The sequence below is a fragment of the Priestia sp. FSL H7-0729 genome (assembly GCF_038005685.1).
Classification (GTDB): domain Bacteria; phylum Bacillota; class Bacilli; order Paenibacillales; family Paenibacillaceae; genus Paenibacillus.
The window spans coordinates 513,007-537,959 of the sequence record NZ_JBBOTQ010000001.1; the positions used below are offsets into that span (position 1 = coordinate 513,007).

Sequence of the window (24,953 nt, forward strand, 5' to 3'; positions counted from 1 at the left end):
CATATCTGCCTTGCCTGGAACAAAATCTAAAAGATGGTTGGCCAAGTCTCTGTATTATTCTCACTTTTTGCTGTATACACCGATTCAACAAGATGTATAACTTTTGGAGCATTCAACCCTTGTCTAACATCGTTATCACTTAAATCTCGCATCGAAGATCCCTCCTCCAGCATCAAAAAAAGCATTGAATCTCATCCCTCCTATATACATAGGCCCTAATGGGAATTGAGACTCAATGCTTTAATCGTTTTTACCCGAGAATAAAAACAAGCATGATATAAAATTTGTACTTTATTTTAGCTGAATTTGGTTTGGAATACAACAGTAAATCTCCCTTTTGATCCATTGGTTTTCTACATCAATACAAGGCTCACGCTGGATTAATCCAACGAAGAGCCTTTTGGGTTTTGCACAAGGTTAGCCAGCTTGGTTGTAAATTCTTCGACCATGTTAGAGAGCGGTTCATCTGTTCGTGTGATTCTTCCTAAGATGGCTTTCTCAGAGCTGAATTGTTGCAAAGGAACTGTTGCTAATTGTTCACGATAGGTGGAAGACAACGCATTTAATATAAAATCTGGAGCAATCGTTATAGCATTGCCATGAACAATCATTTGGCACAATGCATCCATATTATTCGTGATCAAGGCGATACGGTTGGTATGATTAGTGGACATTAACGTATGAGCGATATTTTCAATATGTTCATCTTTGTACAGAACGAATACTTCATTGTGTAAGTCTTCAGGCGAAATTGTTTTGAAAAAGCGTAATGACGAGCGGTTGTTCATAATCAACACTGCGTTGCCTTCAACGATAGGAACCCATTCGTACAAATCGTCCTGTTGGCTTTTATTATATGAGAGTAATCCCATGTGCGCATAACCCTCTTGAACATGTTTCATCACCGTTAGCGTATCTCCTTCGATCATCTGAACTTTGAGTGTTGGATATGTATTCATCAGTTCCAACATGGTCTGCACCACTTGAGGAACAAAACCAGGAATGGTGGAGATTGTGATGCGCTCTAAGGATTCGTCCTTGAAACTGAGCAATGCACTCTGCATATGTTCAATATTTTTGAGGACGGCTGCCGCATGCTGCAGAATAAGCTCTCCTTCTGCTGTTGGTACGACTCCCTTTTTGGTACGGTAAAAAATAACGGTATCCATCTCTTCTTCCAATTGTTTAATGGACTGACTGATCGTTGGCACGGTGAGATGATGCGCGCTCGCGGCCTTCGTGAATGAACCCCACTGTGCAGCAGATAATAAATATTGCAACTGTGAAATATTCATTTCATCCCTCTTATTCTTAAAAAAATATTTATGATACTAAATTATATTTAAATATATTTTATGATTGTATTCAAGTATCCTTTATATAGGAGGTCGATATGATGCGGAGTATACGAAGTTTCTTAGTCGAATTGTTGCTGAGAATGACCAAACAGAAGCTTGATGTGAATGAGTTTATGGAGAAACGTGGAAAGAGTAACAGCATGCCTTATGAAATACCTGCCAAACTTAAGCAGAAGTATAATATCACCAAAGAACACGGTCTCCCGGTAGACACGTATATGTTGAAATCCAAATCTCGTTCGGGCGAACGAGTTGTTCTGTATTTGCCCGGTGGAGGATATGTTGAGCAACCACTAACATGGCACTGGCATTTTTTACACAACTTAACGGAGCAACTACATTGCACGGTGTATGCGCCAATCTACCCGAAAGCACCGAATTATCAGTATATGGATGCAATTGAGAGTGTTCTTAGGGTATATGAGCATGTATTAAAAATAACTGAACCGGAAAATATCGTCATTATGGGCGATTCTGCTGGCGGTGGTCTTTCATTGGCTTTTGCGCAATATTTATTAGAACAAGGATTGCCACAGCCCAAGGACATTATTCTGCTGTCCCCATGGCTTGATATTACATTAAGCACCCCTGAAGTAATCGCCATGATCGATAAAGAACCGATGTTAAACTGGGACATGCTGGTTGAGTCTGGGAAAAGGTATGCAGGTGAAACCCCGCGCTCACACTACTTGCTCAGCCCGATTCATGGGGAAATTAAAAATTTGGGTAAAATTTCACTGTTTATAGGAACACATGAATTATTTCTTCCGGATGCCCGAAAATTCAAAGAAAAAGCTATCCGGCAATCCGTTGATATCAACTATTTCGAGTATCCAAAAATGAATCATGTCTTCCCCGTATTTCCTATACCCGAAGCCAAAAAGGCGCTTAAACAGATTGTGGATATTATCCAGAGCAGAGGTAAGTAGGAGCGATAGCGTTAGAAGTGAAGTGTAGATATCAAAAAATCAGCGCAAGAAAAGAGCAAGCCATCTTTGGGATGACTTGCTCTTTTTCCTCATTGTAGTTATCCTCATCTGGACATTACCTAAGAGGAGTCTTCAAGTTATTAGTACTGGTTCGATTGTCCGCCATCAATAGGAATGACAGCACCATTAATAAATTCAGATTCGCCAGATAGCAGGAAGGCAACAAGACGGCCTACTTCTTCAGGTTTACCAAAGCGTCTTTTAGGGTTTACGCTAACAAATTCTTTGCCAGCTTCTTCCCATCCTTCTTCGCCACCAATTTGTTTAAGGGAACCGACGACCATTGCAGTCATAATCGCCCCTGGAGCGATAGCATTGATGCTCAGGTTATATTGTCCGTACTCGATTGCTGCGTTTTTCGTCATACCCGATACAGCGTGTTTGCTTGCGACATACGCCGCCTGATTCAGAACTCCGCGAATTCCGCCAACCGATGCGACATTGACAATCGAACCGGATTGTTGCTCTTTCATCACTGGAAGAACGTATTTCATGCCATAAAAGACACCTTTAAGGTTAATGTCAATGACTTTGTCAAACACTTTGCTGTTATATTCAGCTGTAGGGGCCTGAGTACCTTCGATCCCCGCATTGTTGTAGAAACCATCGATGCGGCCGAACTTCTGAACCGTATCATCGACATATTTTTGAACAGCTTGCTCATCAGATACATCAGCAGTAAGGAGAAGAACTTCTGTTTCAGGTGCAACTTCGAGAATCAATTTCTTAGTCTCTTCAAGTGCAGGTTGATTAAGGTCAACGAGAGAAAGCTTGGCACCATCTTTTGCGATTTCAAGTGCCGCTGCTTGTCCAAGACCTGAGCCTGCCCCAGTAATTAAAACAACCTTTGATTCAAACCGTTTACTCATGATCAATACTCCTTTATTCGTAAATTAACGAAACGTTTTATAACCTTATATTCACCCAAGTAAGCAAAAATAAACACTATGTGGTACCTTATAGCTTATCTTGGCTAGTGATCTGATTAGAGTTGCTTGAATATAAAATTGTTTAGTACCTTGCTTCGTTGACAAAAAGAATTGCAATTGTTAGCATAACCTGAGGTTACAGAGACAAGGAGGTTATCCCTATTCAACCCCGACAACGCCAGGAGAATGAGCGTAGCGAGCTGCGAGAGAAACGTCGTTTAAGCATTATTGAAGCTGCCATTTCTATTTTCACACAACAAGGATTCGAAAAGGCCACCATGCAGGAAATTGCCAAGGCTGCAAGCCTTGGCGTAGCTACTGTATTCCGCTATTTTCCCAAGAAAGAACATTTGATTGTTGCCGTGGCTTCATATATTGTTCAGTCCGAAGTAATTATCTTTGAAAAGATTGTGCATGGTGAAGGAACCTGTTACGAGAAATTAAACGAAATATTTGATGCCCTGATCTTCTTTCAACAAGCAGAGCATCAACAAAACTCCAAGTTGATTGAAGCCTTTGAATGTTACGTGGCGCTTTCCAAAGAGCCTGTAGAGCATATGGAATTATATCAAACGGAATATAACAAAATCATTAGATTATTTACTGAATTGGCAGCGCTGGGAGAACAGGATCGTTCTGTCCGCACCAGTTCAAATTCCGTCAACAACCTACTTACGATGATGAATGTATTCGGAACATTTTCCAAGAAAATGTCCATGCTGGAAGGTATCGATGCATTCAACACTCGTGTAGACCCATCCGAGCAATTCAACTTACTGAAATCTCTTTTTCTAGAGTCTTTGAAACCTTGATTTCAATTCGTATGAACGTTGCAAACAGATTCATGAAATCCGACGGAGAAGGCGCTGCAGTTTGGGCAGCCCCTCATCCTCTACCTTTTTACAGGTGAGTTCTTCCCAATAATAGGTTGATCAAAACCACTGGTGTCTTTATGGTTTTCTCGCATAACCGATTCGCCTTCTACATCGATGTTAGGCAACAAGCGATCAAGCCATGCGGGGATATACCATGCGCTTTTTCCAAGAAGGGTCATTATAGCTGGCACAAGTGTCATACGCACGATGAAAGCATCGACAAGTATGCCGAATGCCAGAGCTAATCCCATGGATTTGATAATGGTATCTTCGGCAAAAATAAAGCTGGCGAACACCGCGATCATAATCAAACCTGCAGCAGTAACGACAGGTCCACTATGCTTTATCCCGCTTTTTACCGATTGTCGTGCATCTCCGGTCTTAGTGAAGTCTTCACGCATTCGGCTGACGAGGAACACCTCGTAGTCCATGGCAAGTCCAAACAGAATTCCAGTGACTAGAATGGGAAGGAAACTAAGCACCGGTCCAGGCTCAGGGATACCGAACATACTGGCCAGATAACCATCCTGAATGACCCAGACAATAAAACCGAGTGTTGAACCCAATGTAAACAGAAAACCAAGTACAGCTTTGATCGGTACAAGCAAAGATCGGAAAACGAGCATAAGCAGTACAAAAGCAAGACCAACAATCAATAAAGCGAACTTAGGTAATGCCTGTTGCAATTTCTCAGAAATGTCAATGTTAACAGCAGTCCCACCGGTAACCAAAATCTCGACCTGTTTATTGTTTTGTTGGTCCGCTTTTTCACGTATAGTCTCCACAAGTTCAGTGGTGCGAATATCGTGCGGGCCTGTCTTGGGTAACACAGTAATGATGGCTGCATTTCCTGATGGACTCGGTATTGCGGGTGTTGTACTAGAAACATCTGATAGATTGCTGATGTAAGCCGTTGCTTGAGCGATTGCAGCTTGAGGATCGTCACTGTTATTAGCTTTAGCGACAATAACGAGTGGACCATTGAACCCTTCACCGAACCCCTCAGCCATTAGATCATATCCACGACGCTCTGTCGTTTCAGTTGATTTCAGGCCATTGTCAGGCAAGCCCAGTTGCATATGAAGAAAAGGCAAGGTACACATGATTAAGACGGCAATACATAGAATGGCAGTAAGCCAAGGCTTTCTTGTGACAACTCGACTCCATGCGTTTTCGCTTGTTTTCTCTTTTTTGCTCCCAGACCATTTTCTCAGCCAACGATTTTCGCGAGACGGACCAATGCGGTCTCCTGCTGCAGCCAATATGGCTGGTACGAGAATGATTGCAATGAGGACAGCTACAAATACGCTAATAGCAGCCGCTAGTCCCATCATCGTAATGAAAGGGATTTGTACGACGGATAAACCCACTAGTGCGATAATTACAGTCAGTCCTGCAAATACAACCGAACCTCCTGCTGTTGCGTTAGCCTGAGCTATCGCTGTTTCTCTGTCATATCCTTCTGCCAACTGCTGACGATACCGTGAGATGATAAATAGTGCATAATCAATACCGACTGCTAAGGCAAGCATGACTGCTAATGTAATGGAGAAGGATGACATTGATACGAAATTAGAACCAATGATGACAGTCATTAGACCAATCCCGAGTCCTATGACCGCTGTAAGTATGGGTAGTCCTGCTGCTAGAAACGAAGTAAACGTGAATGCTAGAATCATGAAGGCAATGAGGATACCAATGACTTCAGATATGCCCCCAACTTCTATTTCAGAAAAGGCAACACTGCCTCCAATCTCTGTTTGAATCCCTTCCTTACCGAGCCGCTCTGCAATGTTCAACACATGTTCCTTCGAGTTCTCATTCACTTCACTCGCGGGTTTTGAATACGTAATGTCCGCATAACCAATCTTTTTATCCGCGCTTAGAGTCATTGCCTCATATGGGCTAGCTACAGATTTAACTGACAAGTCCGCTGTTACATCTTTCAGGGCTTGCCGTATGTAACTTTTGTTTGCTTCGGAAGTCAATGTATCATCTTCCGCTTTGAAAATGAGCCTGATCTGACCACCGTCATCAGATGATGGAAACTCTGAATTTAGTACTTTCGCCGCCTGATCCGACTTCGTCCCTGGTATAGTCATTTCACCGGTAAATGAAGTGCCCATACCAAGTCCTAAAGATGCTAGTACGATCAGAAGTGCTAGTCCCATCGTAATGACGATTTTCCGTTTTCTCATTGACCAAGCCCCGAGACGATATAACCATTTTGCCATAGCTTATTTCTTCCCCTTTCACTTCCACAAAAATCCTAGAGCTATCTAAGGAAATGCTCTGTACCCTCATGTTAACGAAATAAAACCAAAAAAAAATCGTACGAAAGGGCAAGCCTTTCATGTACGATGGGGCATAGAAGGTATATGTCATAACGGGCATACCATTTTATCTTTGATTACAAGGTGCCTTACAAGCCATAGGTTTACAAGTGTAAGATCCCCTTCTCGACAGCTACTGCAACAGCTTCTGATCGCGAATTCACTCCGAGTTTGTTGTAAATGTTGGTGAGGTATGCTTTTACTGTTCTCTCGGCAATACCCATGTCAAAAGCAATATCTTTGCTGCGTAAACCACGAGCCACTGCTTGTAAAACGAGTAACTCTCTCTCACTAATCAGGATTGACTCCTTGTCAATTAATAGTTGTGGCTGTGTTTTGGGTTCTTGAGCAGACTTTGCATGAAACGCAAAGACTCTTGATGTTATTTCAGGTTGAAGTAGGGTTTCGCCTCGAATGGCAGAATCCAGCGTTCGAAATAATTGTTCTCGGCTCGTATCTTTGAGCAAGTACCCCTTGGCTCCAAGGGAAAGTCCCTCGATCATCAATTCATCTTCGTTGTATGTCGTAAGAATAATGACGGGTATACGAATGTCTTGCTCGTTCATACGTTTCAAGGTATCCAAGCCACTTAGTCCCCCCGGCATATTTAAGTCCAGGAGAATGACATCAAGTTTTTTGTCTAACATAATTCGGATAGCTTCTTCTCCTTCCTCAGCCTCTCCGACAATTAGATAGTTTTCACTGGTCTCCAATATTAGTTTAAGTCCTTCACGTACCACCCAATGATCATCTACGATGAGTATGTTATATTTCATTCAGACTTCTCCTTTTTCAAGTGGAACACGAAACAAAATAGTCGTTCCTTGTTTTCCGCTCTCAATCTCAATGTTACCACCTATCAATCTGGACCGTTCATTCATCCCGATCAAGCCATAGTGCCCGGATTGTTTACCGATTCGGTCCACACTAAATCCCCTTCCGTTATCTCGTATAATCAGATGAAAAACTTTTTTTTCTATGGCCATGTGAATGGTTGCACTCGTTGCCTGGGCATGTCTAGCTATGTTCATTAGCGATTCACTTAAAATGTGCAGTACGTGCTCCATTCCTACTTTGGATATGAAACTTGGAGCATTCCCGTCCAAAACGACCTCGATTCCGGTCGCTTGTTGGAAGCGTTGAATTTGTTCCTGTATTGCCTCTCCAAAGGTAATAGCCGGCGTTGCCTTGGTTCGAAGATCATCAATGGCTTTGCGTGCATCAGCCAATGTTTGGCGTGCTTGGCCCATTGAACTGCGGATAATCTCGTGGGCCCGCGGAAAACTTCCTCGATTCATGTGCTCATTGACGGCCTCGAGCTGCATTATAATACCGGCAAGTCCTTGAGCTAATGTATCATGCAGATCTCTTGCCATACGTTGTCGCTCACTTGTTAGTGTCAATTCCTCTACTTTTTGATGAGCCTTCTCCAGCTCATGCAGAAACGTTAGTGTCCTTACACGAGCATTGACCTGACGATAGAAAAGCACCGCATAGGATACCACGACAACAATCATCATGAACAGTAATAGAATTAACAAGGCGACATCCATACCCGATCGTGTAAACAGGGTTACCGTGCAGAATAATAAATATAAAACAAATGCAACTAGCACAATTTTTGTCGTCTCATAGTATATGGCAAGGGTCTGTCCAATCAACACCGGAATTAAACCAATCAACACTGCAGGCATACCGTCTGGCATTAACATGGCACTTCCGTAAATTAACCCTGATTGAAGGAGTATGTAGAGTAATTTGGATCGTTTTATAAGTTTGTTTACGTCCCAGTACACGATAGTATGAATTAACATGGCAACTACAAAGATAATACTGGGTACTAATATAGGGGTTGACATGGTTTGCAGGATCAAAGTAGCCGTGGCAACAAGCCAGAGCCAGATGATTATGGGAATACGTGAAGACGCAATCGGGTCCGTTTCTTCATTTATGACCGTCGGATTCGTCTTCTTCCGTACTATTTTCATGGGATCACCTCTTATATAAGTCATTATAGTCCAAATCACAACCAAAAAGATGTACGATCGTACATGCCCTTTCGTACATCCCTTTATGTAATGAAAATCGCCCACAAGTTAGACTTATGGACGATAACTTTGAAAAATGATGTGAAACTTCCTAAAGGGTTCTCCCTCCGGACAGTTCCTATTTTTGTAGCGTTTCAGAAGGTGAACTTGAACCAATGATTAGAGTGTGATGCCACCATCTGCGAGGATGATTGATCCTGTCATGTAACTGGAATAATCAGATGCAAGAAACGCAACGATCTGGGCGAGTTCTTCAGGCTCTGCATAACGCCCGATCCGCATATTCGGAAACTCTTCAGGTACGTAGCCGCTTTCCTGCAGCGATTGCGGAACCGCAGCCGTCAATGTTGTAGCCACACCTCCTGGACAGATGGCATTAATACGAATGCCTTTGCGCACATATTCAATAGCCGCCGCTTTAGTCAAACCCGCTACCGCATGTTTACTTGCGGTGTATGCACCCAGACTGTGTTCAGCACGAATAGCCGTAGTGGATGCCGTATTAATGATATGCCCGTATCCCTGTTTATCCATAACCTGCAAGGCATATTTCATGCCTAAAAAGATCCCTTTCACATTCACATCCATGATCCGTGTAAATTCTTCCTCGGAGATATCCTGGAAACGTTGGAATTTCTGGAGTATGCCCGCGTTGTTGAATGCCACGTCAATTTTTCCGTAGGCTTCTACTGCTTTTTGAATATAGTTTTGAACATCGCTTTCTTTGGATACGTCAGCCTGTACAAAAGTAGCTTCGCCGCCATTTTCGCGAACCAGTGCTAACGTTTCTTCCCCTGTCTGCTCATTGAAATCAACCAGTACAAGCTTCGCTCCGCGTGATCCCATAAGCACCGCGCTGGCTCTTCCAATTCCACTGCCAGCTCCCGTAACCACGATCACTTTACCTTCCAGAGAAATACCTTCTTTATTACCTGTAGGTGCACCAATTTCTTGCTTCTGGACCGTTGCTCCAAACTCAATGGCTGCCAGTTCCTGCTTCAAAGCCTGAAGTGTAGACAAAGGAATATCTACCTGAGGCAATGCAGCTAGTTGATCCAACGTAAAGTTAGTGGCCATCTTGAACGTGGGTTCCTTCACGAATTCCGGCAAATGCTTCTCCAGTACAGCAAACGATTCTGCGTTGTTCAATAATTCACCAATTTTGATATTCTCGTTATAACTCATTAGGTTCATCTCTCCAATATATTAATTTAGGGTTAAATCTATTTCGATTAGTATACGACCGGAAAAGCCTTGAGTCCCCGGATGATCATACCTGGCCTCCACTCCAGCAGTGCCGTATCCGTATTTAACCGGATCTCAGGCAGCCGGTGAAGTAAAGCGTTGATCGCAATCTCACCTTCAAGTCTCGCAAGTGGAGCGCCCAGACAATAATGAATTCCTTTACCAAAAGCAATGTGGTCATTGACTTTGCGAGTAATGTCAAACGTATCGGGGTTTTCATATTGATTGGAATCCCGATTTGCTGAGGATAAAGCGACAAGCATCATGTCTCCTTGGCGAATTTGGATTCCTTGAAAATCAACATTTTCCGTAGCCCAGCGAACATTGCTAATTTCTGCCGGCCCATTAAATCGCAGCACTTCCTCAACCGCTGCTTGAATCAGATCCGGTTGATCCATAAGTAGTTGCTTTTGCTGGGGATGTTCCAGCAACGCCAGCATGCCGTTCCCAATCAGATTCACTGTTGTTTCATGCCCTGCTATGATGAGCACGAACACAAGTGCATATAACTCCTGCTCTGTTAGTTTGTCACCTTCTTCCTCTATGCTGATGAGATCGCTGATGAGGTCCTGTTGGATATGGTTACGACGCTCCGTGATCAGTTCTTGTAAGTAATCCACAAAAGCCTTCATTACATCATCGCTTTCCTGGTTCATCTGCGGATTACTGACACTCTCCATAATGGTGTTGGACCAGGCTCTGAATTTGTCTTGATCCTTCAGCGGAACACCTAGCATTTCACAAATAACGATAATGGGCAGTGGAAAGGCATAGTCCTCGATCAAATCAAACTCTCGAATGTTTCCGGCCTGAATCTTGCCTAGCAATTCATCGCTTATCTCCACAATTCGTCCCCGGAGCCTTTCAATCATACGGGGAGTAAATGCCTTCTGAATCAAGCGCCGCAGTCGACGATGATCTTCTGGACCAACACTGATCAGATTCCGTGAAATAATCGCTTGATGGGAAGGAAGTGCCTCCTCCGTTTCATCATTCCTGTTATCGAGAACTCCGGTTACAAAGCGACCATCCTGCAAAACTTTGACGGCATCCTCATATCGGGTAACCATCCAGGCAGCATGCCCACTTGGCAGTAATAGTCGATGAACAGGCTCTTCGGCACGCAACTTTTCGTAGACTGGGAAAGGCTGCTGAATGAAAGAATGATCCATGAAATCTACTTTGGACTTGGAACGACCTTGATTTTCAATTGTAAACATTGCATCACTCCTTAAAATGATAGTGTTAATATCACTACAATATAAAGACTATCATATTTAATGATTCACTTTCAATTAAGTTCATTTAATCCCAGTAATACGTGATAACCCACATCTTCCTAAGGATTCAAGCGTTCTTCCAGTTCTTTTACAATTTGAGGATATTTCTCATCCAAATCGTACTTACGCAAGCAGAGATACGTAAGAACGAATATCACCAAAGGAAGATATACTGTCAGAACCAGGATGCTGGTAATCGCTGAATCCGCCTGTGTTACTGACGCTCCATCGTAGTTGCCCATTGCCAGAATCCAGCCGATCATCGCGGCAGCAAGACCCATACCAATTTTGACGCCAAAGCTGTTCGCGCTATTGACCATCCCAACTAACCGTTTACCTGTCTTCCATTCACCGTATTCCACAGTGTTGTTCACCAACACCCCGCCCACAGCCATCATTGGAATGGTTGCCAGTGTTGCGATACCGCCAAGCACCAACGCTGCAATAAAGTTATATGGCATGAAGCAACGAATAAGTGATGAAACGATGCCAAGAATCATACCTATCCGTGCAGTTCTGGTAAGTCCGAACTTCTTGATCATAGGTCCCACCATAACAAATCCCAAAAATACCGGTACCAATCCAACTGCCCCCATGATTCCGATCAGGTCCTCATTCCCGAGAATATACTTGGTGTAATAGATTCCTGTTGAACCATTAAGCGTATACAACATGTTAATCAATAACTGAGCAAACAGCATGATAACCCAGTATTTGTTCTGAAATAAGAGCTTGATGCTTTCCCAAAAAGGAATGTTATCGCTTTCAATAATACTTACGCCAGCATTATTTTCTTTGGATGCCAAAAAGGTCAGGATTAAGGAAATGAAGGACACGAAACCCAATACAACCGCAACGATGATCCAAGCTCGTTGATTCCCACCAAGCATATTGGTTATTGGAATTAATGCAATAGCGATAATCATCCCGATAATATATCCAAAGATGGTTCGGGTAAGGCCCATTTTACTCCGTTCCTCTACACTTCTGGTACGGATCGCCATCAAGCTTCCGTAAGGGATCGCAATTCCCGTATACACAATGGCTGAAGCAAAGGCAACTGTAGCTAGAGCATAGAAGGCTTTTACAGTTGATGACGCCTCAGCGGGTACGGTAAACAGTAAGATGATAGATGCCATTGCGGGTAGAGCCATCCATAGAATCCAGGGTCTGGCTTTTCCATATTTGGATTTTGTCGCATCAACGATTCTACCCATCAGCAAGTCTGCTATTGCATTGATAAATTTGGTGATGAGCATAATCGTACCTACTGTGGCGGCTGCAATACCTACCTTGTCTGTATAAAAATAAGTTAACATCCCGATCAATCCGTTGATGGAGTTTAAGGCGACTTGCGCTGCTCCATCACCTAAGTAATGGTGAGGGCGCATTGTTTTCTGGATTCCTTGGGCATCCAGGCCCAATGCCCTGGACTTCTTACTTTCCTTTACGACTGGTGGATTTAAGATATCCTCCTCTGTTTTCATAGATGTTCCCCCTTAGTTCAATCGCTTAATGGTACCGCTTTCATTCATTATTTTAGTCCTCTTCAAGGTATAAATATGGTAACTTCATTATTTTTTTAGTAAATTCATGTTGGTGCTTAACCATTTTTCATGTGCTGCTATTTTTGTTTTATTTCATTTATCGATAATGGATTTTGGTAATACGAAAAGGCACTGCTCGTATCCGGCAGCGCCTTCTATAGTAAGCCCTCTCCCCTATACAACTAGGATGCATTGAGCATTTGAATGACCCTTCTAAATAACTGTTCGGTCTCCTCAGGAGTATTGGCCAGCATTTCACTTACAGATAAATCATAAGCATATTGGATCATCGGGTGATCCAGCATACCGGGAGCGTGTTCGTTTAACATTCGAACTGCTGTGGGCTCTTCTACAATCTCTTTAAGTGTGGAATCCATTGTAAACCGTTCTCTTTCGAGGCTAGTTTGCGTCGAATATTCGAAGCAGTAAGATCCGGAACCAACCTCCACAGGCACTGGTTTCTCAGGCAGCACAATAATTGCGGTTGTATTTGCTGGTATCGTTACATTTACCATAATTTTACCCGCCTTGCATGACCAAGCGCTTTTTATCTCTCCGTAGACTGAATCAAAAGAAGCATCTACCGAATTTATTCCTCTGATGAATTGAGGTTTAATTAGAATCTTCTTATAACCTGCTTCAATTGAATTAATTCCCGCGAGTTTTCTATACATCCATTCACCAATGGAACCATAGGCATAATGATTCAAGGAGTTCATACCAGATGTATCGAAATCACCATTAGGAAGAATGGAATTCCACCGTTCCCATATCGTGGTAGCCCCTTTTTTTACGGCGTAGAGCCAGGAAGGGAAATCCTCTTTCAGAAACAAGATACCAGCAAGGTCATGCAGGTCATTGTCCGATAAGGCATGACATAGATATGGAGTGCCAACAAATCCTGTCGTGAGATGGTTTTTATGTTTTGCTATATTGACTTCAAGCGTCTTGCGGATTCGATCCTTGTATGTTTCCTCGGCAAGATCGAAGTGTAGCGCTAACACGCAGGCCGTTTGAGTTTCGCTGACCAGTCTGCCGGTTGAAGAGATATATTCTGCATTGAAGGCCTGTTTGATCTGGCTATGCAATTCTTCGTAACGGATGGCATCTTCAGTTTTGTCCAAAAGCTTGGCCGTCTTGGCAACGAGTTCGGTCGAATACGCATAATAAGCGTTTGCTACCAGATAAATATCTGTAGCCCCTGTTCTATCATTGCTAATCTCCTCTTTGTCCAACCCTAACCAGTCCCCATATTGATGACCCGTCTGCCATAGTCCGTTGGCTCCACAACGTGCAGTCATATAATCAATCCACCCCTTCATGCTGTCGTACTGTTCTCGCAGCAATCGAAGATCTCCATAGGTTTGGTACATAACCCAAGGAACAATAACAGCAGCATCGCTCCAGGCGGCGGCCCCTTCCTGATTCCCTAGAATGTTAGGAATGACATGGGGAACCCCGTATTCCTCCGTCTGTTCAGAGGCAAGGTCACGCAGCCATTTCTTGAAAAAGGAGGCAACATTCATATTAAACGCAGCGGTCCCGGCAAATACCTGTGCATCTCCTGTCCACCCTAGTCGTTCGTCTCTTTGAGGGCAGTCCGTCGGTATATCCAGAAAGTTACCTTTTTGGCTCCACTGAATGTTTCTTTGCAATTGGTTCACCATCGCATTGGAGGTCACGAAACTTCCTGTCTCTTCCAGACTTGAATGCAGTACGCAAGCTGTGAATTGATCGAGCTGGATCTCATCTACCCCTTCAATGGCGATATAGCGAAATCCATGGAATGTGAAGTGAGGGGTGAAAATTTGATCTTTACCATTACAGATCAATCGATCAATGGATACCGCCTGCCTTAACGTATCCGGATAGAAATTCCCTTCCTTATCAAGGACTTCAGCATGCCGTATGGTTATCGTCTGACCTTTCCGTCCTTTTGTTCGAAGCTCTACAAACCCCGTAAGGATTTGCCCGAAGTCAATGACGCATTCACCTTTAGGAGTAGTAATCAATTGAAGTGCAGGAAGCCTTTTTGTGATTTTGACAGGTTCACTTTCCTGAGCAACGAGGCGATTGTTATCGAAAGAAGCCGTTTCCACATGGAAGGACTGACTTTCATGAAAAGAAGAATCATACGTCTCGCCCATGTAAATTTCACTTGAACGGATGGCTCCGGTAGTCACCTGCCAGGTTTTGTCGGTTGTAATGATCTCTTTTGTTCCATCCGTATAGACAATGTGGATTTCCGCGAGTGCAGCAACTCTATCTCCATAATGGTTCGGAGTACAAGTAAAACCAAATATGCCTTTATACCAGCCATTCCCCACCGTAATCTCTATTTTATTCTGGCTCTCCAGTATCCCGTCCAAACGGTACGTCTGATACTGCAATCGCTCGTTGTAATTCGTCCATCCAGGTGCAAAGTAGTCTTCTCCTACTCTTGTCCCATTGATCGCAATTTCGTAAACACCGAGGGAAGTGGCATAGATTCGGGCTTGCTGAATTTCCTTTTCGATGATGAATTCTTTGTAGAACACGGGTGGAGCACTTTCTTCGCTCGGGGATGGATGTGTGATCCACTCTGCCTGAAAGTTGCTGCCTTTTAGCAATCCGGTCTCAAAATGTCCTTCCACGACTGCATGATTACCTTTGTTATCCCAAACTTCGACTTGAACCTGATACAAAGTCGTGGCCTCTAAATGAGGACCATCATATTCCACTAAGATGGAATTGTCTTCATCCTTCTTTCCAGAATCCCAGATCTCCTGCAAATCCTGTGTGATTATTATTCGGTAAGCGGATTGCATAACGTCCTGTTCAGTAGAACCTAATTTCCATGAGAATCTGGGGTTTGTTGTGTCCATTCCAATCGGATTTTGCATGTATTCAATTCGAAAATCTTTTAATTCCATGAGATAACCACCCTTCAACATAGATCGTAGACCAAAATGTTAACGCTTACCCAAATATCATAATGAATTTTTCTCATACAATATGGTACTATCATTGTAATTTTATAATTTTGATGTGATAAGATGATAAAAAGAAGGAGTCAAACACAAAATGGATCTAAAACGTCAATGTCAACTCATTGCAGAACTTTTTGATATGTCCATCTTCTTTGTAAGCTCCACCGGAGAAGTTAAACTCGAACTGTTGGGGAATCGCATACTTAATCCACTCTATAAAAATGATAAACAATTCTTTTTTACAATGTTAGGGTTTGACCCATCTATACCTAAAGAAAATCCATCTATGGTAAGAACGATGTTTTTTGAGAACTATATTTTAATTCGTATTGGTAACCATCTGAACGATGAAGGAACAGTTATTATAGGACCTTCCCTTCCATTCAGCTTGATTGAACATAAAATAAATGGGCTTATCAATGACACACATCTCTTTGCCAACCGGGAACAAGTATATCATTATTATCAGTCTGTTCCTGTGGTACCCCATGAGAGGCTGATCAACATCGCGATCCTGGTTAACCAAATGTTTAATCATGAATTGATCGAAGCGGAGGATGTAGCACAAGACCATTTGCGTGGTATGTATATCAAGGATAAAGAAATACAAGATTCCATGAATTCTTCAAAAGGCTATGAGGAGATGCTCCATCATAACCCACTGATTGAAAAGAGATTGTTAACAATCGTCAAGGAAGGTAAATTGGATATGCTCAAACACTTTACACAACTTGGTCATGAAAATACAGGGGTATTGTCCAAATCAAGTCATATCCGTTCTAAAAAGAATCTTGGCATCATCGGTATAGCTCTTGCAGCCAGAGCAGCCATTGACGGGGGGCTCTATTCGGAGATTGCTTTTTCGGTAAGTGATCTTTACATACAGCGCCTCGAGGATCTACGGACCGATATAGAAATCGATCAATGTTGCTTGGAAGCATTTTTTTCGTTAACCGAAAAAGTCTCTCAGGCTAGAGAATCGCAGCATTCTAAAATCGTAACACTTTGCAAAAATTATATATATAACCACCGTTATTCCAAAATTACACATGAAGAACTTGCTGAACATGCTGTTATTAGCCCAAACTATCTGTCTGTACTATTTAAAAAAGAAGTAGGGGTTCCCGTTAATGAATATATTCAACAGATCAAAATCGAGGAAGCTAAACATATGATTCAATTTACAAGCACTCCACTTTCTGAAATTGGTTCTCTTTTGAATTTCACGGATCAGAGTTATTTCACCAAGATTTTCAAAAAACACACAGGTAGAACCCCGAAGCAGTATCAACAAACGCATCATATGATAGAGCAATAAGCCCGAGTAAGTCGGGCTTATTCTAGCGTTGCATTCAATCAACGGTTAATGGCGGATAAGATGCTCTGTAGCGTTTCTTCTGTGAACTGCCCGTTGCTCATAAGTGCTGCATTGTGTAGTGTGGTACCCATAATTAATTCCTGCATTCCCTCACCCAGTCCTGCTTCATTCCCGTCATATTGCCCCATTGCGCCCATAATTTCAGCCCCAACGGGATGTTGCAGTAATTCACCGAATGTGGAATGTCTGGTAATGGGTCTGGTAATAATAACGCTCGATTCTACCTCGATCGTTTCAACGAGCTCAATCTCTCTTGAAGATTTTCCAACCATAATATCGAATTTGCCCGTCTCCACATGCCAATCTTCCAGCTTAACATCGTAGTAAGCAAAGGCTCGTTTGTCGAGTTCAAAATGTATGGTGGTCACTTCACCAGGCTGAAGTGAAACTTTGGAGTACGCCTTCAGTTCCTGAAGTGGACGTGGCACCGTTGATTCCACATCACGTACATATAGCTGAACGACCTCTTTACCCGCTGTTTCACCCGTATTTTTTACTTTTGCTGTAACTGTTACACTATCGGTATCTTTAATCTTTTTATGACTGACCCGCAGATCATGATATTCAAATTGGGTGTAGCTCAAACCAAAGCCAAATGGAAACAAAGGCTCCACATCTCTTGTATCGTAATGCCGGTAGCCCGTAAATATACCTTCTCGATATTCGGCAGTCTCACCGTCTCCAGGGAAATTCAAGTACGACGGATTGTGGATCAGTTTTTTAGGAAATGTCTCAGCCAGTTTCCCGCTTGGATTTACACTTCCAAAGAGAATATCAACGATCGCACCGCCCAAAGCCTGTCCCCCAAGGTATGCCTCCAATACAGCCTTAACCTTATCCAGCCAAGGCATTTCAATAGGACCTCCATTGCTCAATACAACAACAATATTCGCTTGAACCTCCGCGACCGCTTCAATTAAAGTTCTGTGACTTTCCGGCAATTGAAGGTGTTTCCGGTCGAAACCTTCGGATTCATAACGTTCAGGCAGCCCGGCAAAAATCACTGCAACCTGTGCATTCTTTGCGGCAGCAACTGCTTCTTGAATCAGTTCTTCGTTGACAATATCTTCGTCTAATGTATAACCGGCCGCATACGAGATGCTTGCACTGTCAGTGGCTGTTTTAAGAATTTCTTCATAGATGTTATCCAGCTTCGTCGGCATAATATGTGAACTACCACCGCCCTGGTAGCGTGGTTGTTGCGCAAATGCTCCGATAACCGCAATGGATTCTTCGGTGTTTAGAGGGAGAATGCTCTCCTCATTCTTAAGCAGGACCATACATTCACTTGCAATCTTTCTGGCCAGCTGGTGCTGTGCCTCTACATCAACCGATGTTGACTTCCGCTGGCGTTCTACAGCTTGGAATACAAGTGACAACAATCTCTCAACAGACTGATCCAGCACCTTTTCGCTCAAATCGCCCGAAAAAACAGCCTCAATCATTTTTTTACTTCCTATCCCGTTACTGGAAGGCATCTCAAGGTCCAATCCGGCAGCTAGTCCATGATGCCTCTCATTGACAGCTCCCCAATCTGACACCACTACGCCTGTAAATCCCCACTCTTCTCGGAGAATCTCAGTCAATAACCGGCTGTTTTCGGAACAAAAATCACCATTTACTCTGTTATAAGCGGCCATGACAGTCCATGGCTCACCCTCTTTCACTGCATACTCAAAGCTAGCCAGATAGATTTCCCGTAGAGTCCGTTCATCGACCACCGCATCAACCGACATTCGCTTGTATTCCTGATTGTTTACAGCAAAGTGTTTGATGGAAGTACCCACGCCTTGACTTTGTACTCCTTGAATATAGCTGGCTGCCAAAGTTCCGGATAAATAAGGATCTTCAGAATAATATTCGAAATTTCGGCCACACAGCGGGGAACGCTTGATATTCACACCAGGCCCCAAAACAATCGAAATATCCGCTGCCGCTGCTTCTTGTCCGATTGCTTTCCCCATCGTATGGGCAAGTTCACGATTCCACGATGAAGCAACTCCACTGCCGGATGGGAAGCAGGTAGCCGGTATACTTTTGTTTAAGCCTAAGTGGTCCGCGCTCCCCTCTTGTTTTCTAAGTCCATGAGGGCCATCTGTCATCATAATAGAAGGAATCCCAAGGCGGTCGATGGATATGGTATTCCAGAAATCTTTAGCTGAGCAGAGTTCTGCTTTTTCTTCCAATGTCATTTGACTGATTATTTCTTTCAAATTAGGATTCATTCGCTCTCCTCCGTTGGTAAACGTTAATAATGAAATCGGTTACTTCATAAGACTAGATGAAATGATCCTAATTATATGGTAAAATGATTTCCTTTTTGGGAAAATGATATGTTATTCAAAGTCCTAAAACTACGTTAACCCTCATTGCTCCTTTTCTGGATGGTTGAGGGTTAACTTTTATTTTTATTCAGGTATTAAAGGTGAATCGTATGAATGGCTTACCATCATTGAGTCCTAAATATTAGTCCAGAAGGCTGTAGATCTGAATGCTCTCCACCTTGGCATCCTTGATATGGAATGACATCACATCCACATAATTGGATGGCTCGTAACGGAAGTCATCCTCCTCATCTGGAGCTCCATCACCAAGGAGTTTCCCTTCAGGGTAGGCGTTTTTGAGTGTATCCAGGCTGTCTCCTGCTTTGATGTTTCGGACTGTCGCGTATTTGGGGTCTGTGATTTCAATATGAAAGATGGAGTCTTGTTTCCCTTCCGGTATACTGATTGTTTTAATCTCCAGACCAGGATACGTGTACACTTTTTCTGTAAAGCCAATTAACGTATCCATGTTGGTTCCATCATCGGCACTGTACGTATGAGATTTCAGGTTATCCGGTTTGCCCAGCATCTGCTCCATCTGATTTTCATTTGCTGTATCCGAAATCGCGATGGTGTGCTCATTATAGACAAAAGCAAGCTCCTTCAGTACCACATTGCCTTCCTTTTCCATCGAACCTTCCTTAATCGCTTCAGTACCCTTTTCTTCCGAATTTTCGGAAGCGGGCGCAGTAGAATTGGTTAATCCTTCACCTTTGCTTTGTTCATTTGCCGTGTTCTGTCCGGTTGCTGGAGATGTAGCATCACTGGACTGACAGCCCGTTAATGCTCCCGTTAGTAAAGCACCTAGTACGATAAAACCTGCAGCTTTTTTTGTTAATTTCATCATGATCCCTCCATAAATGTGTGATTTGTTCTTATGAAGTGATTATAAATAAAACATTTGTTAGTCTTATAACAGAAATGTACCAATCTTGTAACGTTATTTATTTAGGCTTGGGTTTGGATACAGGTCTACGCACGAGGCAAAACAATCGTAACGGTTGTTCCTTCCCCGATTTGACTTTCCATATCGATATATCCATTAAACCGCTCTACAATCTCCTTGCAGATGGAAAGTCCAAGACCTGATCCGTTCGCTGTGCTTGCATTTTTCGCCCGGTAAAAGCGTTCCTGCACTCGCTCCAGCTCATCGCCCGCGATGCCAATCCCTTGATCACGTACCCGTATAACCACCTCACTCGGTGTATGTTCCATCTCTATTTTAATCTGGGAGTGATTGCCTGAGTATTTGATAGCATTGTCCACAAGATTGGCAATCGCATGGGACATCAACATTGGATTGACGTCGGCGTAGACTCTTTGCGGAACTCCATCTGCCGATCCTTCCTCCACTTTACTAACTTTGATCTCGATCCCTTTATCCTTGGCCTTCGCTCCCATATTCATGGCGACTTCCTGAGCAAGTTCGTTCATTTCCGTCTTCTGGGCTTCCAGTTCGTTAGAACCGGCCTTGTCGAATCGGGAGAGCAATAACAGTTCATTAATCAAGCGCGTCAGCCGATCCGATTCGTGCAGCAGATGAGCATAGATTTTTTGCAACTCCTTGTTCTCGTTCTCCCCTTCATATAAGTATTGTGAGAAACCACGTATGGCTGCCAGGGGTGTTTTTAACTCGTGAGATACGTTGGAGACAAATTGTTTCTGGTACTGAATGTAATCATGAAGCTGCCGCCCCATGGAATCCAGCCCTTCTGCCAGCATGCCCAGCTCATCCTTCCGGTTCAGCTGAACCCTCCGAAACTCCTGTCTGGAGAAGCTTTGTGCAGCGCCAAGCAGCACCTTAATCGGCTTGGTTGTGTTTCGGGCAATCCACAGACTGGCTAACGTAATCAGCACAATGAAACCGCCTGCACCTGCAAACAGGATATAACGGATTTGATCCATAATTGCATAAAAGTACGAAATGTCGTCCACAAACTCATACACATAAGCGTTTTCGTAAAATTGATTCTGAATGGGAGTCGCAAAATAAAGCTGATGATCTTCCGTTACGGTGTAGGCATAACTGCCGCTCAGGGCTTTCTCAATATTTTTGTCAAAAATAAGCGGTTTGCCATCATTAATGATGATGCCATCCACAGCCAAGCCCAGCAATTGCTTGGAGCTGTTATAGATACGTACTTCCTTGCCTGAAGCTTTTAGCTTCTCCAGAGCAAGTCTGACGATTTCCTCCGTCTGCGGCTCTCCTGACGATGACCTGTGCTGTGCTAGCACTTCACGAAAGGACAGCTCGGACAGATCCGCCTTCTCCATCATTTGTTTCTCAATCGTAACGAAGCTATAGTAATCAATGGCTTTGTTCACCGCAAAAATGATGATGCCAAAAGAAAGCACGGAGAAAAATAAATAATTCAGCAGTAGCCGGGTTGCATACTTCAGGCCTCGCCACCTCCAAGCTGATAGCCAAATCCATAGATCGTCCTGATGTATTTCGGTTCGTCCGCGTTATCCTCCAGCTTCTTCCGTAAACGCATGATGGTCATATCCACACTGCGACTGTCTCCCATGAAGTCATATCCCCAACCGATCTGTAGCAACTCATCCCGGGTAAAGATTTTGTCTGGCCTTTTGAGTAACGTTTCCAGAATTTTAAACTCTTTGGCCGTTAAAGAGACGGGTTCACCATTTTTCAGCACTCTCCGGCTCTCCAGATCAAATGTCAGCTCTTCATGAATGATGCGTGTAGATTTCACTTCTGTTCCTTCGCTGGATTCCTCCTTGCTCTCGTTTCTTCTGAGAATTACCTTGATTCGAGCGAGCAATTCCCGATTGTCGAAGGGTTTGGTCATATAATCTTCCGCCCCCAGTTCTAGTCCGAGAACCTTGTCGATCACCTCATTTTTGGCAGAGAGCATGATCACAGGAATGGCACGTTTCCCGGTGATTTCCTTGCACAGGTCATATCCGGAGCAGTCAGGCAGCATCAGATCAAGTACCACCAGGTCCGGTTGAAAAGAATCGAGCAGCTGCAGGCCCGTTTTGCCGTCCTCTGCGGTCTGCACATCGTAGTTTTCTCGCCGTAGCACCAGCTCAATTAAATCTCGAATTGCGATTTCATCATCAATAACTAGGATTTTCTTCAATGTACACCCCTAACTAGCCTTGTTCTCCAGCTTCAATTATATATAACCCAATCTTAGCACAGACACTTTAGATTCCTCCACCAACTGCAAGATGAGGTATAATCCAACGAACCCAACATAACTTGTAATAAACCCGAAGAAAGGAGAACAATCCATGGATCTGCTCTGGGTACTCATTGTTGGTGGACTTATTGGTTGGTTAAGCGGCAACTTGATTGGACGGGACGTACCGGGCGGTGTACTTGGGAACGTTATTGCGGGTTTTATAGGTTCTTGGTTAGGAACGGAATTGCTGGGACCAAGAGGGCCGGTGATTGGCGGATTTCATATTATTCCAGCCATCATTGGTTCGATTATTGCCCTGCTCATCTTCTTCGCTCTGGCACGCGGCGGAGTCTTCCGAAGACGTTAACAAAGAGAGGCGGAAATTGATCCCGCCATTCATTAGATAAAAGGACCGAAAGCATTCATCGCTGGTAGATGAACACTTACGGTCCTTTTTTTATTTTTAATGAACAATGAGACCTCGGCAAATTGATAGCTGTGAAACCTTAGATTTGGTTTGTTGCAGCTGTTCCAAACTCGCTTTCTCCATTTCGGGCACTTACAACACGATTTTTTGCTGCTCCCATACCGACTATAAAGAGTAAGACCGATGCGCCAAGCAGAATGAAAAGTGGCAGGTTCCAGCTATTTGTCGCGTCATGCAGATATCCTATAAGGGCAGGACCGATGGCGGCAAGTAGATATCCGATTGATTGCGCCATGCCAGACAGCTCCGCTGCTTGGTGCGCATTTTCGGTACGTAACCCGAAAAACATCATAGCCAAACTAAAGGCGAAACCTCCACCAATTCCGAGTATGATGATCCACAACAGAATGACATTGGAGCTCCCGTAAAGAAGTCCGAGCGTGCCCGTCATTAGCAAAATGGTTGTGATGACTACTAATAAACGTTGACTAGACATGCGCCCAGCAATAACGGGGACGATAAAGGTAAATGGAAGCATAGCCAACTGCATGATCGAGAGGTACCATCCAGATTGGTTGGACTCAATTCCTTGTTGCTTTAAAATTTCAGGCAACCATGCGATCAACACATAGAAAACCATGGACTGTATACCCATAAATATGGTTACTTGCCAGGCAAGCGGAGATCGCCATACATTCACATTGTTGCTGGCCACTTGTTGACTCGTCGTGGCTGTTTGTTTCGTTTGATTTCGTAATTGAGATAACCAACAGAGGATCGACACAAAGCTTAGTATCCCCCATATCCCCATTGCTCCCTGCCATTTGAGCCCTGCATTCAAGGCTAAAGGTACACTGACTCCCGATGCTATAGCTCCACACAAATTCATTGAAATGGAATAAATCCCTGTCATGGAGCCAATTTTATTTGGGAAATCCCGTTTAATTATACTCGGCAATAATACATTACATATGGCAATGGAGAATCCAAGAACTGCTGTTCCAATAAACAGATGAACTGCGCCAGATAAAGATCGTATGACAATACCAACAGTAAGAAAGATGAGGGCAATCAAAATGATACGCTCAACCCCATACCTTCTTCCCAATTTGGGTACCAGAGGCGATAATAAAGCAAAGGCAAGCAAGGGTACCGTTGTGATCAGGCCTGCTAATGTATTTGAAATATGAACGTCTTCCCTTATAAGGCTCACTAAAGGACCAACTGAGGTTAAGGGAGTACGTAAATTAGCTGCAATAACAATAATGCCGAGAATGATAAACCCTATAGAAGATGGTATGGCTTTTTTATTTTGTTTGTTCGGCATTCTTCAATTCTCCTTTCTGAATTTCACATCCGCGCGGACAACAAAAGTATATTATAATATATTATTATTTACAATAAGTATTTTATGATATACTAAAAATGTGAAAAAACAAAAATACAACTCCAAATTCCTGTCATGGAATTCGGGAGTTGTATGATAAGTAGCATTTTTGATTTTTAGAGACCATACTTTAAGGAGATATGGAGCACTGTTTCGCTATTCGTATGATTGGTATACGAGTGAGGATAATCTGCGCGAAAACTGATCGTATCATATTGATTCAATGTGTACATCTCTTCGTTCACTTGAATTTCAATGGAACCTGTCATTACTGTCGCAATTTCAGTGGTATTCACATGATGACCTTCAGGGTGATACGAGCTATGGGGCTTCAAGTAAGCCCGACACATTTCAATACCGTTGCTTTTAAAAACGGGTTCAATGATCCAATTTTTTTGATCATTAGAAAATCGTAGTCCTTCACCTGCTCGATACAAACTCACAGGGTCTTCTGATTGAAACAAAGCCAATAGCGGTAAAGATATGCCTTTTGAAATTTTCCAGATCATCGCCAAAGTTGGATTTGTTTCACCACGTTCGATATTGCCCAAAGTAAGTTTGCTTACGCCTGTTAATTCCGCTAAGTCATCTAAGCTCATATTGTTTTCTTTTCGGTATTTTTTCAAGGCACTGCCCATTTGTAATACCATTTGTTTTGATTCATTGACTTCATCCATTTCATATTCACCTCAACTAAACTGTTAAAGCTAGTATA

Annotated in this window: 19 protein-coding genes; 4 read left to right on the top strand and 15 right to left on the bottom strand. The window is 43.1% G+C overall.

Going from position 1 to position 24,953, the window contains the following annotated elements:
• Positions 1 to 380 precede the first annotated feature (380 nt).
• Positions 381 to 1,295: a LysR family transcriptional regulator gene (locus tag MHH93_RS02245; RefSeq protein ID WP_500052590.1), complete on the bottom strand. Its 915-nt coding sequence runs from the start codon at positions 1,293 to 1,295 to the stop codon at positions 381 to 383.
• A 98-nt stretch (positions 1,296 to 1,393) separates the two neighbouring features.
• Here MHH93_RS02245 and MHH93_RS02250 point away from each other — a divergent pair, with 98 nt between their 5' ends.
• A complete protein-coding gene (locus tag MHH93_RS02250) occupies positions 1,394 to 2,287 on the top strand; it encodes an alpha/beta hydrolase (protein ID WP_500052591.1) in 894 nt (297 codons plus the stop codon).
• 140 nt (positions 2,288 to 2,427) lie between these two features.
• On the opposite strand, the gene MHH93_RS02255 is transcribed toward MHH93_RS02250, so the two are convergent.
• Positions 2,428 to 3,216, bottom strand: coding sequence for a glucose 1-dehydrogenase (locus MHH93_RS02255; protein WP_402876531.1), 789 nt, complete (start codon positions 3,214 to 3,216; stop codon positions 2,428 to 2,430).
• 287 nt (positions 3,217 to 3,503) lie between these two features.
• Here MHH93_RS02255 and MHH93_RS02260 point away from each other — a divergent pair, with 287 nt between their 5' ends.
• Positions 3,504 to 4,088, top strand: coding sequence for a TetR/AcrR family transcriptional regulator (locus tag MHH93_RS02260; RefSeq protein ID WP_500053303.1), 585 nt, complete (start codon positions 3,504 to 3,506; stop codon positions 4,086 to 4,088).
• 80 nt (positions 4,089 to 4,168) lie between these two features.
• Here MHH93_RS02260 and MHH93_RS02265 read toward each other — a convergent pair whose 3' ends face one another.
• From MHH93_RS02265 to MHH93_RS02295, 7 genes are all read right to left on the bottom strand, one after another.
• Complete coding sequence (locus MHH93_RS02265; RefSeq protein ID WP_500052592.1) at positions 4,169 to 6,385, bottom strand: MMPL family transporter; 2,217 nt, start codon at positions 6,383 to 6,385, stop codon at positions 4,169 to 4,171.
• 203 nt (positions 6,386 to 6,588) lie between these two features.
• On the bottom strand, positions 6,589 to 7,260 hold the full coding sequence (locus tag MHH93_RS02270; RefSeq protein WP_500052593.1) for a response regulator: 672 nt from the start codon (positions 7,258 to 7,260) through the stop codon (positions 6,589 to 6,591).
• The gene (locus tag MHH93_RS02275; protein WP_500052594.1) at positions 7,261 to 8,472 is read right to left on the bottom strand and encodes a sensor histidine kinase; all 1,212 of its coding nucleotides are present in this window, start codon (positions 8,470 to 8,472) and stop codon (positions 7,261 to 7,263) included.
• A 219-nt stretch (positions 8,473 to 8,691) separates the two neighbouring features.
• Positions 8,692 to 9,450, bottom strand: a complete 759-nt coding sequence (locus tag MHH93_RS02280; protein WP_500053304.1) for an SDR family NAD(P)-dependent oxidoreductase — start codon at positions 9,448 to 9,450, stop codon at positions 8,692 to 8,694.
• Between the two features lie 314 nt (positions 9,451 to 9,764).
• On the bottom strand, positions 9,765 to 10,997 hold the full coding sequence (locus tag MHH93_RS02285) for a cytochrome P450 family protein (protein ID WP_500052595.1): 1,233 nt from the start codon (positions 10,995 to 10,997) through the stop codon (positions 9,765 to 9,767).
• 119 nt (positions 10,998 to 11,116) lie between these two features.
• Positions 11,117 to 12,544: an MFS transporter gene (locus tag MHH93_RS02290; protein ID WP_500052596.1), complete on the bottom strand. Its 1,428-nt coding sequence runs from the start codon at positions 12,542 to 12,544 to the stop codon at positions 11,117 to 11,119.
• 242 nt (positions 12,545 to 12,786) lie between these two features.
• Positions 12,787 to 15,516 carry a glycoside hydrolase family 78 protein gene (locus MHH93_RS02295; RefSeq protein ID WP_500052597.1) on the bottom strand — a complete coding sequence of 910 codons (2,730 nt, stop codon included), beginning with the start codon at positions 15,514 to 15,516 and terminating at the stop codon, positions 12,787 to 12,789.
• 151 nt (positions 15,517 to 15,667) lie between these two features.
• On the opposite strand from MHH93_RS02295, the gene MHH93_RS02300 reads away from it, so the two are divergent.
• Positions 15,668 to 16,891, top strand: coding sequence for a helix-turn-helix domain-containing protein (locus MHH93_RS02300; protein ID WP_500052598.1), 1,224 nt, complete (start codon positions 15,668 to 15,670; stop codon positions 16,889 to 16,891).
• A 38-nt stretch (positions 16,892 to 16,929) separates the two neighbouring features.
• On the opposite strand, the gene MHH93_RS02305 is transcribed toward MHH93_RS02300, so the two are convergent.
• The 4 genes from MHH93_RS02305 to MHH93_RS02320 all read right to left on the bottom strand — a co-directional run bounded on the left by MHH93_RS02305 (position 16,930) and on the right by MHH93_RS02320 (position 22,379).
• A complete protein-coding gene (locus MHH93_RS02305; RefSeq protein ID WP_500052599.1) occupies positions 16,930 to 19,176 on the bottom strand; it encodes a glycoside hydrolase family 3 C-terminal domain-containing protein in 2,247 nt (748 codons plus the stop codon).
• 241 nt (positions 19,177 to 19,417) lie between these two features.
• Entirely contained in the window at positions 19,418 to 20,122 is a 705-nt protein-coding gene (locus MHH93_RS02310) for a hypothetical protein (RefSeq protein ID WP_500052600.1), read from the bottom strand.
• 125 nt (positions 20,123 to 20,247) lie between these two features.
• Positions 20,248 to 21,600: a sensor histidine kinase gene (locus MHH93_RS02315; RefSeq protein ID WP_500052601.1), complete on the bottom strand. Its 1,353-nt coding sequence runs from the start codon at positions 21,598 to 21,600 to the stop codon at positions 20,248 to 20,250.
• A 71-nt stretch (positions 21,601 to 21,671) separates the two neighbouring features.
• On the bottom strand, positions 21,672 to 22,379 hold the full coding sequence (locus tag MHH93_RS02320; protein ID WP_500052602.1) for a response regulator transcription factor: 708 nt from the start codon (positions 22,377 to 22,379) through the stop codon (positions 21,672 to 21,674).
• Positions 22,380 to 22,533: 154 nt separating this feature from the next.
• Here MHH93_RS02320 and MHH93_RS02325 point away from each other — a divergent pair, with 154 nt between their 5' ends.
• Positions 22,534 to 22,791 carry a GlsB/YeaQ/YmgE family stress response membrane protein gene (locus tag MHH93_RS02325; protein WP_500052603.1) on the top strand — a complete coding sequence of 86 codons (258 nt, stop codon included), beginning with the start codon at positions 22,534 to 22,536 and terminating at the stop codon, positions 22,789 to 22,791.
• Between the two features lie 139 nt (positions 22,792 to 22,930).
• Here MHH93_RS02325 and MHH93_RS02330 read toward each other — a convergent pair whose 3' ends face one another.
• Entirely contained in the window at positions 22,931 to 24,178 is a 1,248-nt protein-coding gene (locus MHH93_RS02330) for a CynX/NimT family MFS transporter (RefSeq protein WP_500052604.1), read from the bottom strand.
• Positions 24,179 to 24,354: 176 nt separating this feature from the next.
• The gene (locus tag MHH93_RS02335) at positions 24,355 to 24,915 is read right to left on the bottom strand and encodes a helix-turn-helix domain-containing protein (protein ID WP_500052605.1); all 561 of its coding nucleotides are present in this window, start codon (positions 24,913 to 24,915) and stop codon (positions 24,355 to 24,357) included.
• Between the last annotated feature and the right edge of the window lie 38 nt (positions 24,916 to 24,953).

Coding starts and splice junctions, on each gene's coding strand:
- MHH93_RS02245 (WP_500052590.1), bottom strand. CDS start 1,295: ATGAATATTTCACAGTTGCAATATTTATTATCTGCTGCACAGTGGGGT.
- MHH93_RS02250 (WP_500052591.1), top strand. CDS start 1,394: ATGATGCGGAGTATACGAAGTTTCTTAGTCGAATTGTTGCTGAGAATG.
- MHH93_RS02255 (WP_402876531.1), bottom strand. CDS start 3,216: ATGAGTAAACGGTTTGAATCAAAGGTTGTTTTAATTACTGGGGCAGGC.
- MHH93_RS02265 (WP_500052592.1), bottom strand. CDS start 6,385: ATGGCAAAATGGTTATATCGTCTCGGGGCTTGGTCAATGAGAAAACGG.
- MHH93_RS02270 (WP_500052593.1), bottom strand. CDS start 7,260: ATGAAATATAACATACTCATCGTAGATGATCATTGGGTGGTACGTGAA.
- MHH93_RS02275 (WP_500052594.1), bottom strand. CDS start 8,472: ATGAAAATAGTACGGAAGAAGACGAATCCGACGGTCATAAATGAAGAA.
- MHH93_RS02285 (WP_500052595.1), bottom strand. CDS start 10,997: ATGTTTACAATTGAAAATCAAGGTCGTTCCAAGTCCAAAGTAGATTTC.
- MHH93_RS02290 (WP_500052596.1), bottom strand. CDS start 12,544: ATGAAAACAGAGGAGGATATCTTAAATCCACCAGTCGTAAAGGAAAGT.
- MHH93_RS02295 (WP_500052597.1), bottom strand. CDS start 15,516: ATGGAATTAAAAGATTTTCGAATTGAATACATGCAAAATCCGATTGGA.
- MHH93_RS02300 (WP_500052598.1), top strand. CDS start 15,668: ATGGATCTAAAACGTCAATGTCAACTCATTGCAGAACTTTTTGATATG.
- MHH93_RS02305 (WP_500052599.1), bottom strand. CDS start 19,176: ATGAATCCTAATTTGAAAGAAATAATCAGTCAAATGACATTGGAAGAA.
- MHH93_RS02310 (WP_500052600.1), bottom strand. CDS start 20,122: ATGATGAAATTAACAAAAAAAGCTGCAGGTTTTATCGTACTAGGTGCT.
- MHH93_RS02325 (WP_500052603.1), top strand. CDS start 22,534: ATGGATCTGCTCTGGGTACTCATTGTTGGTGGACTTATTGGTTGGTTA.
- MHH93_RS02330 (WP_500052604.1), bottom strand. CDS start 24,178: ATGCCGAACAAACAAAATAAAAAAGCCATACCATCTTCTATAGGGTTT.
- MHH93_RS02335 (WP_500052605.1), bottom strand. CDS start 24,915: ATGGATGAAGTCAATGAATCAAAACAAATGGTATTACAAATGGGCAGT.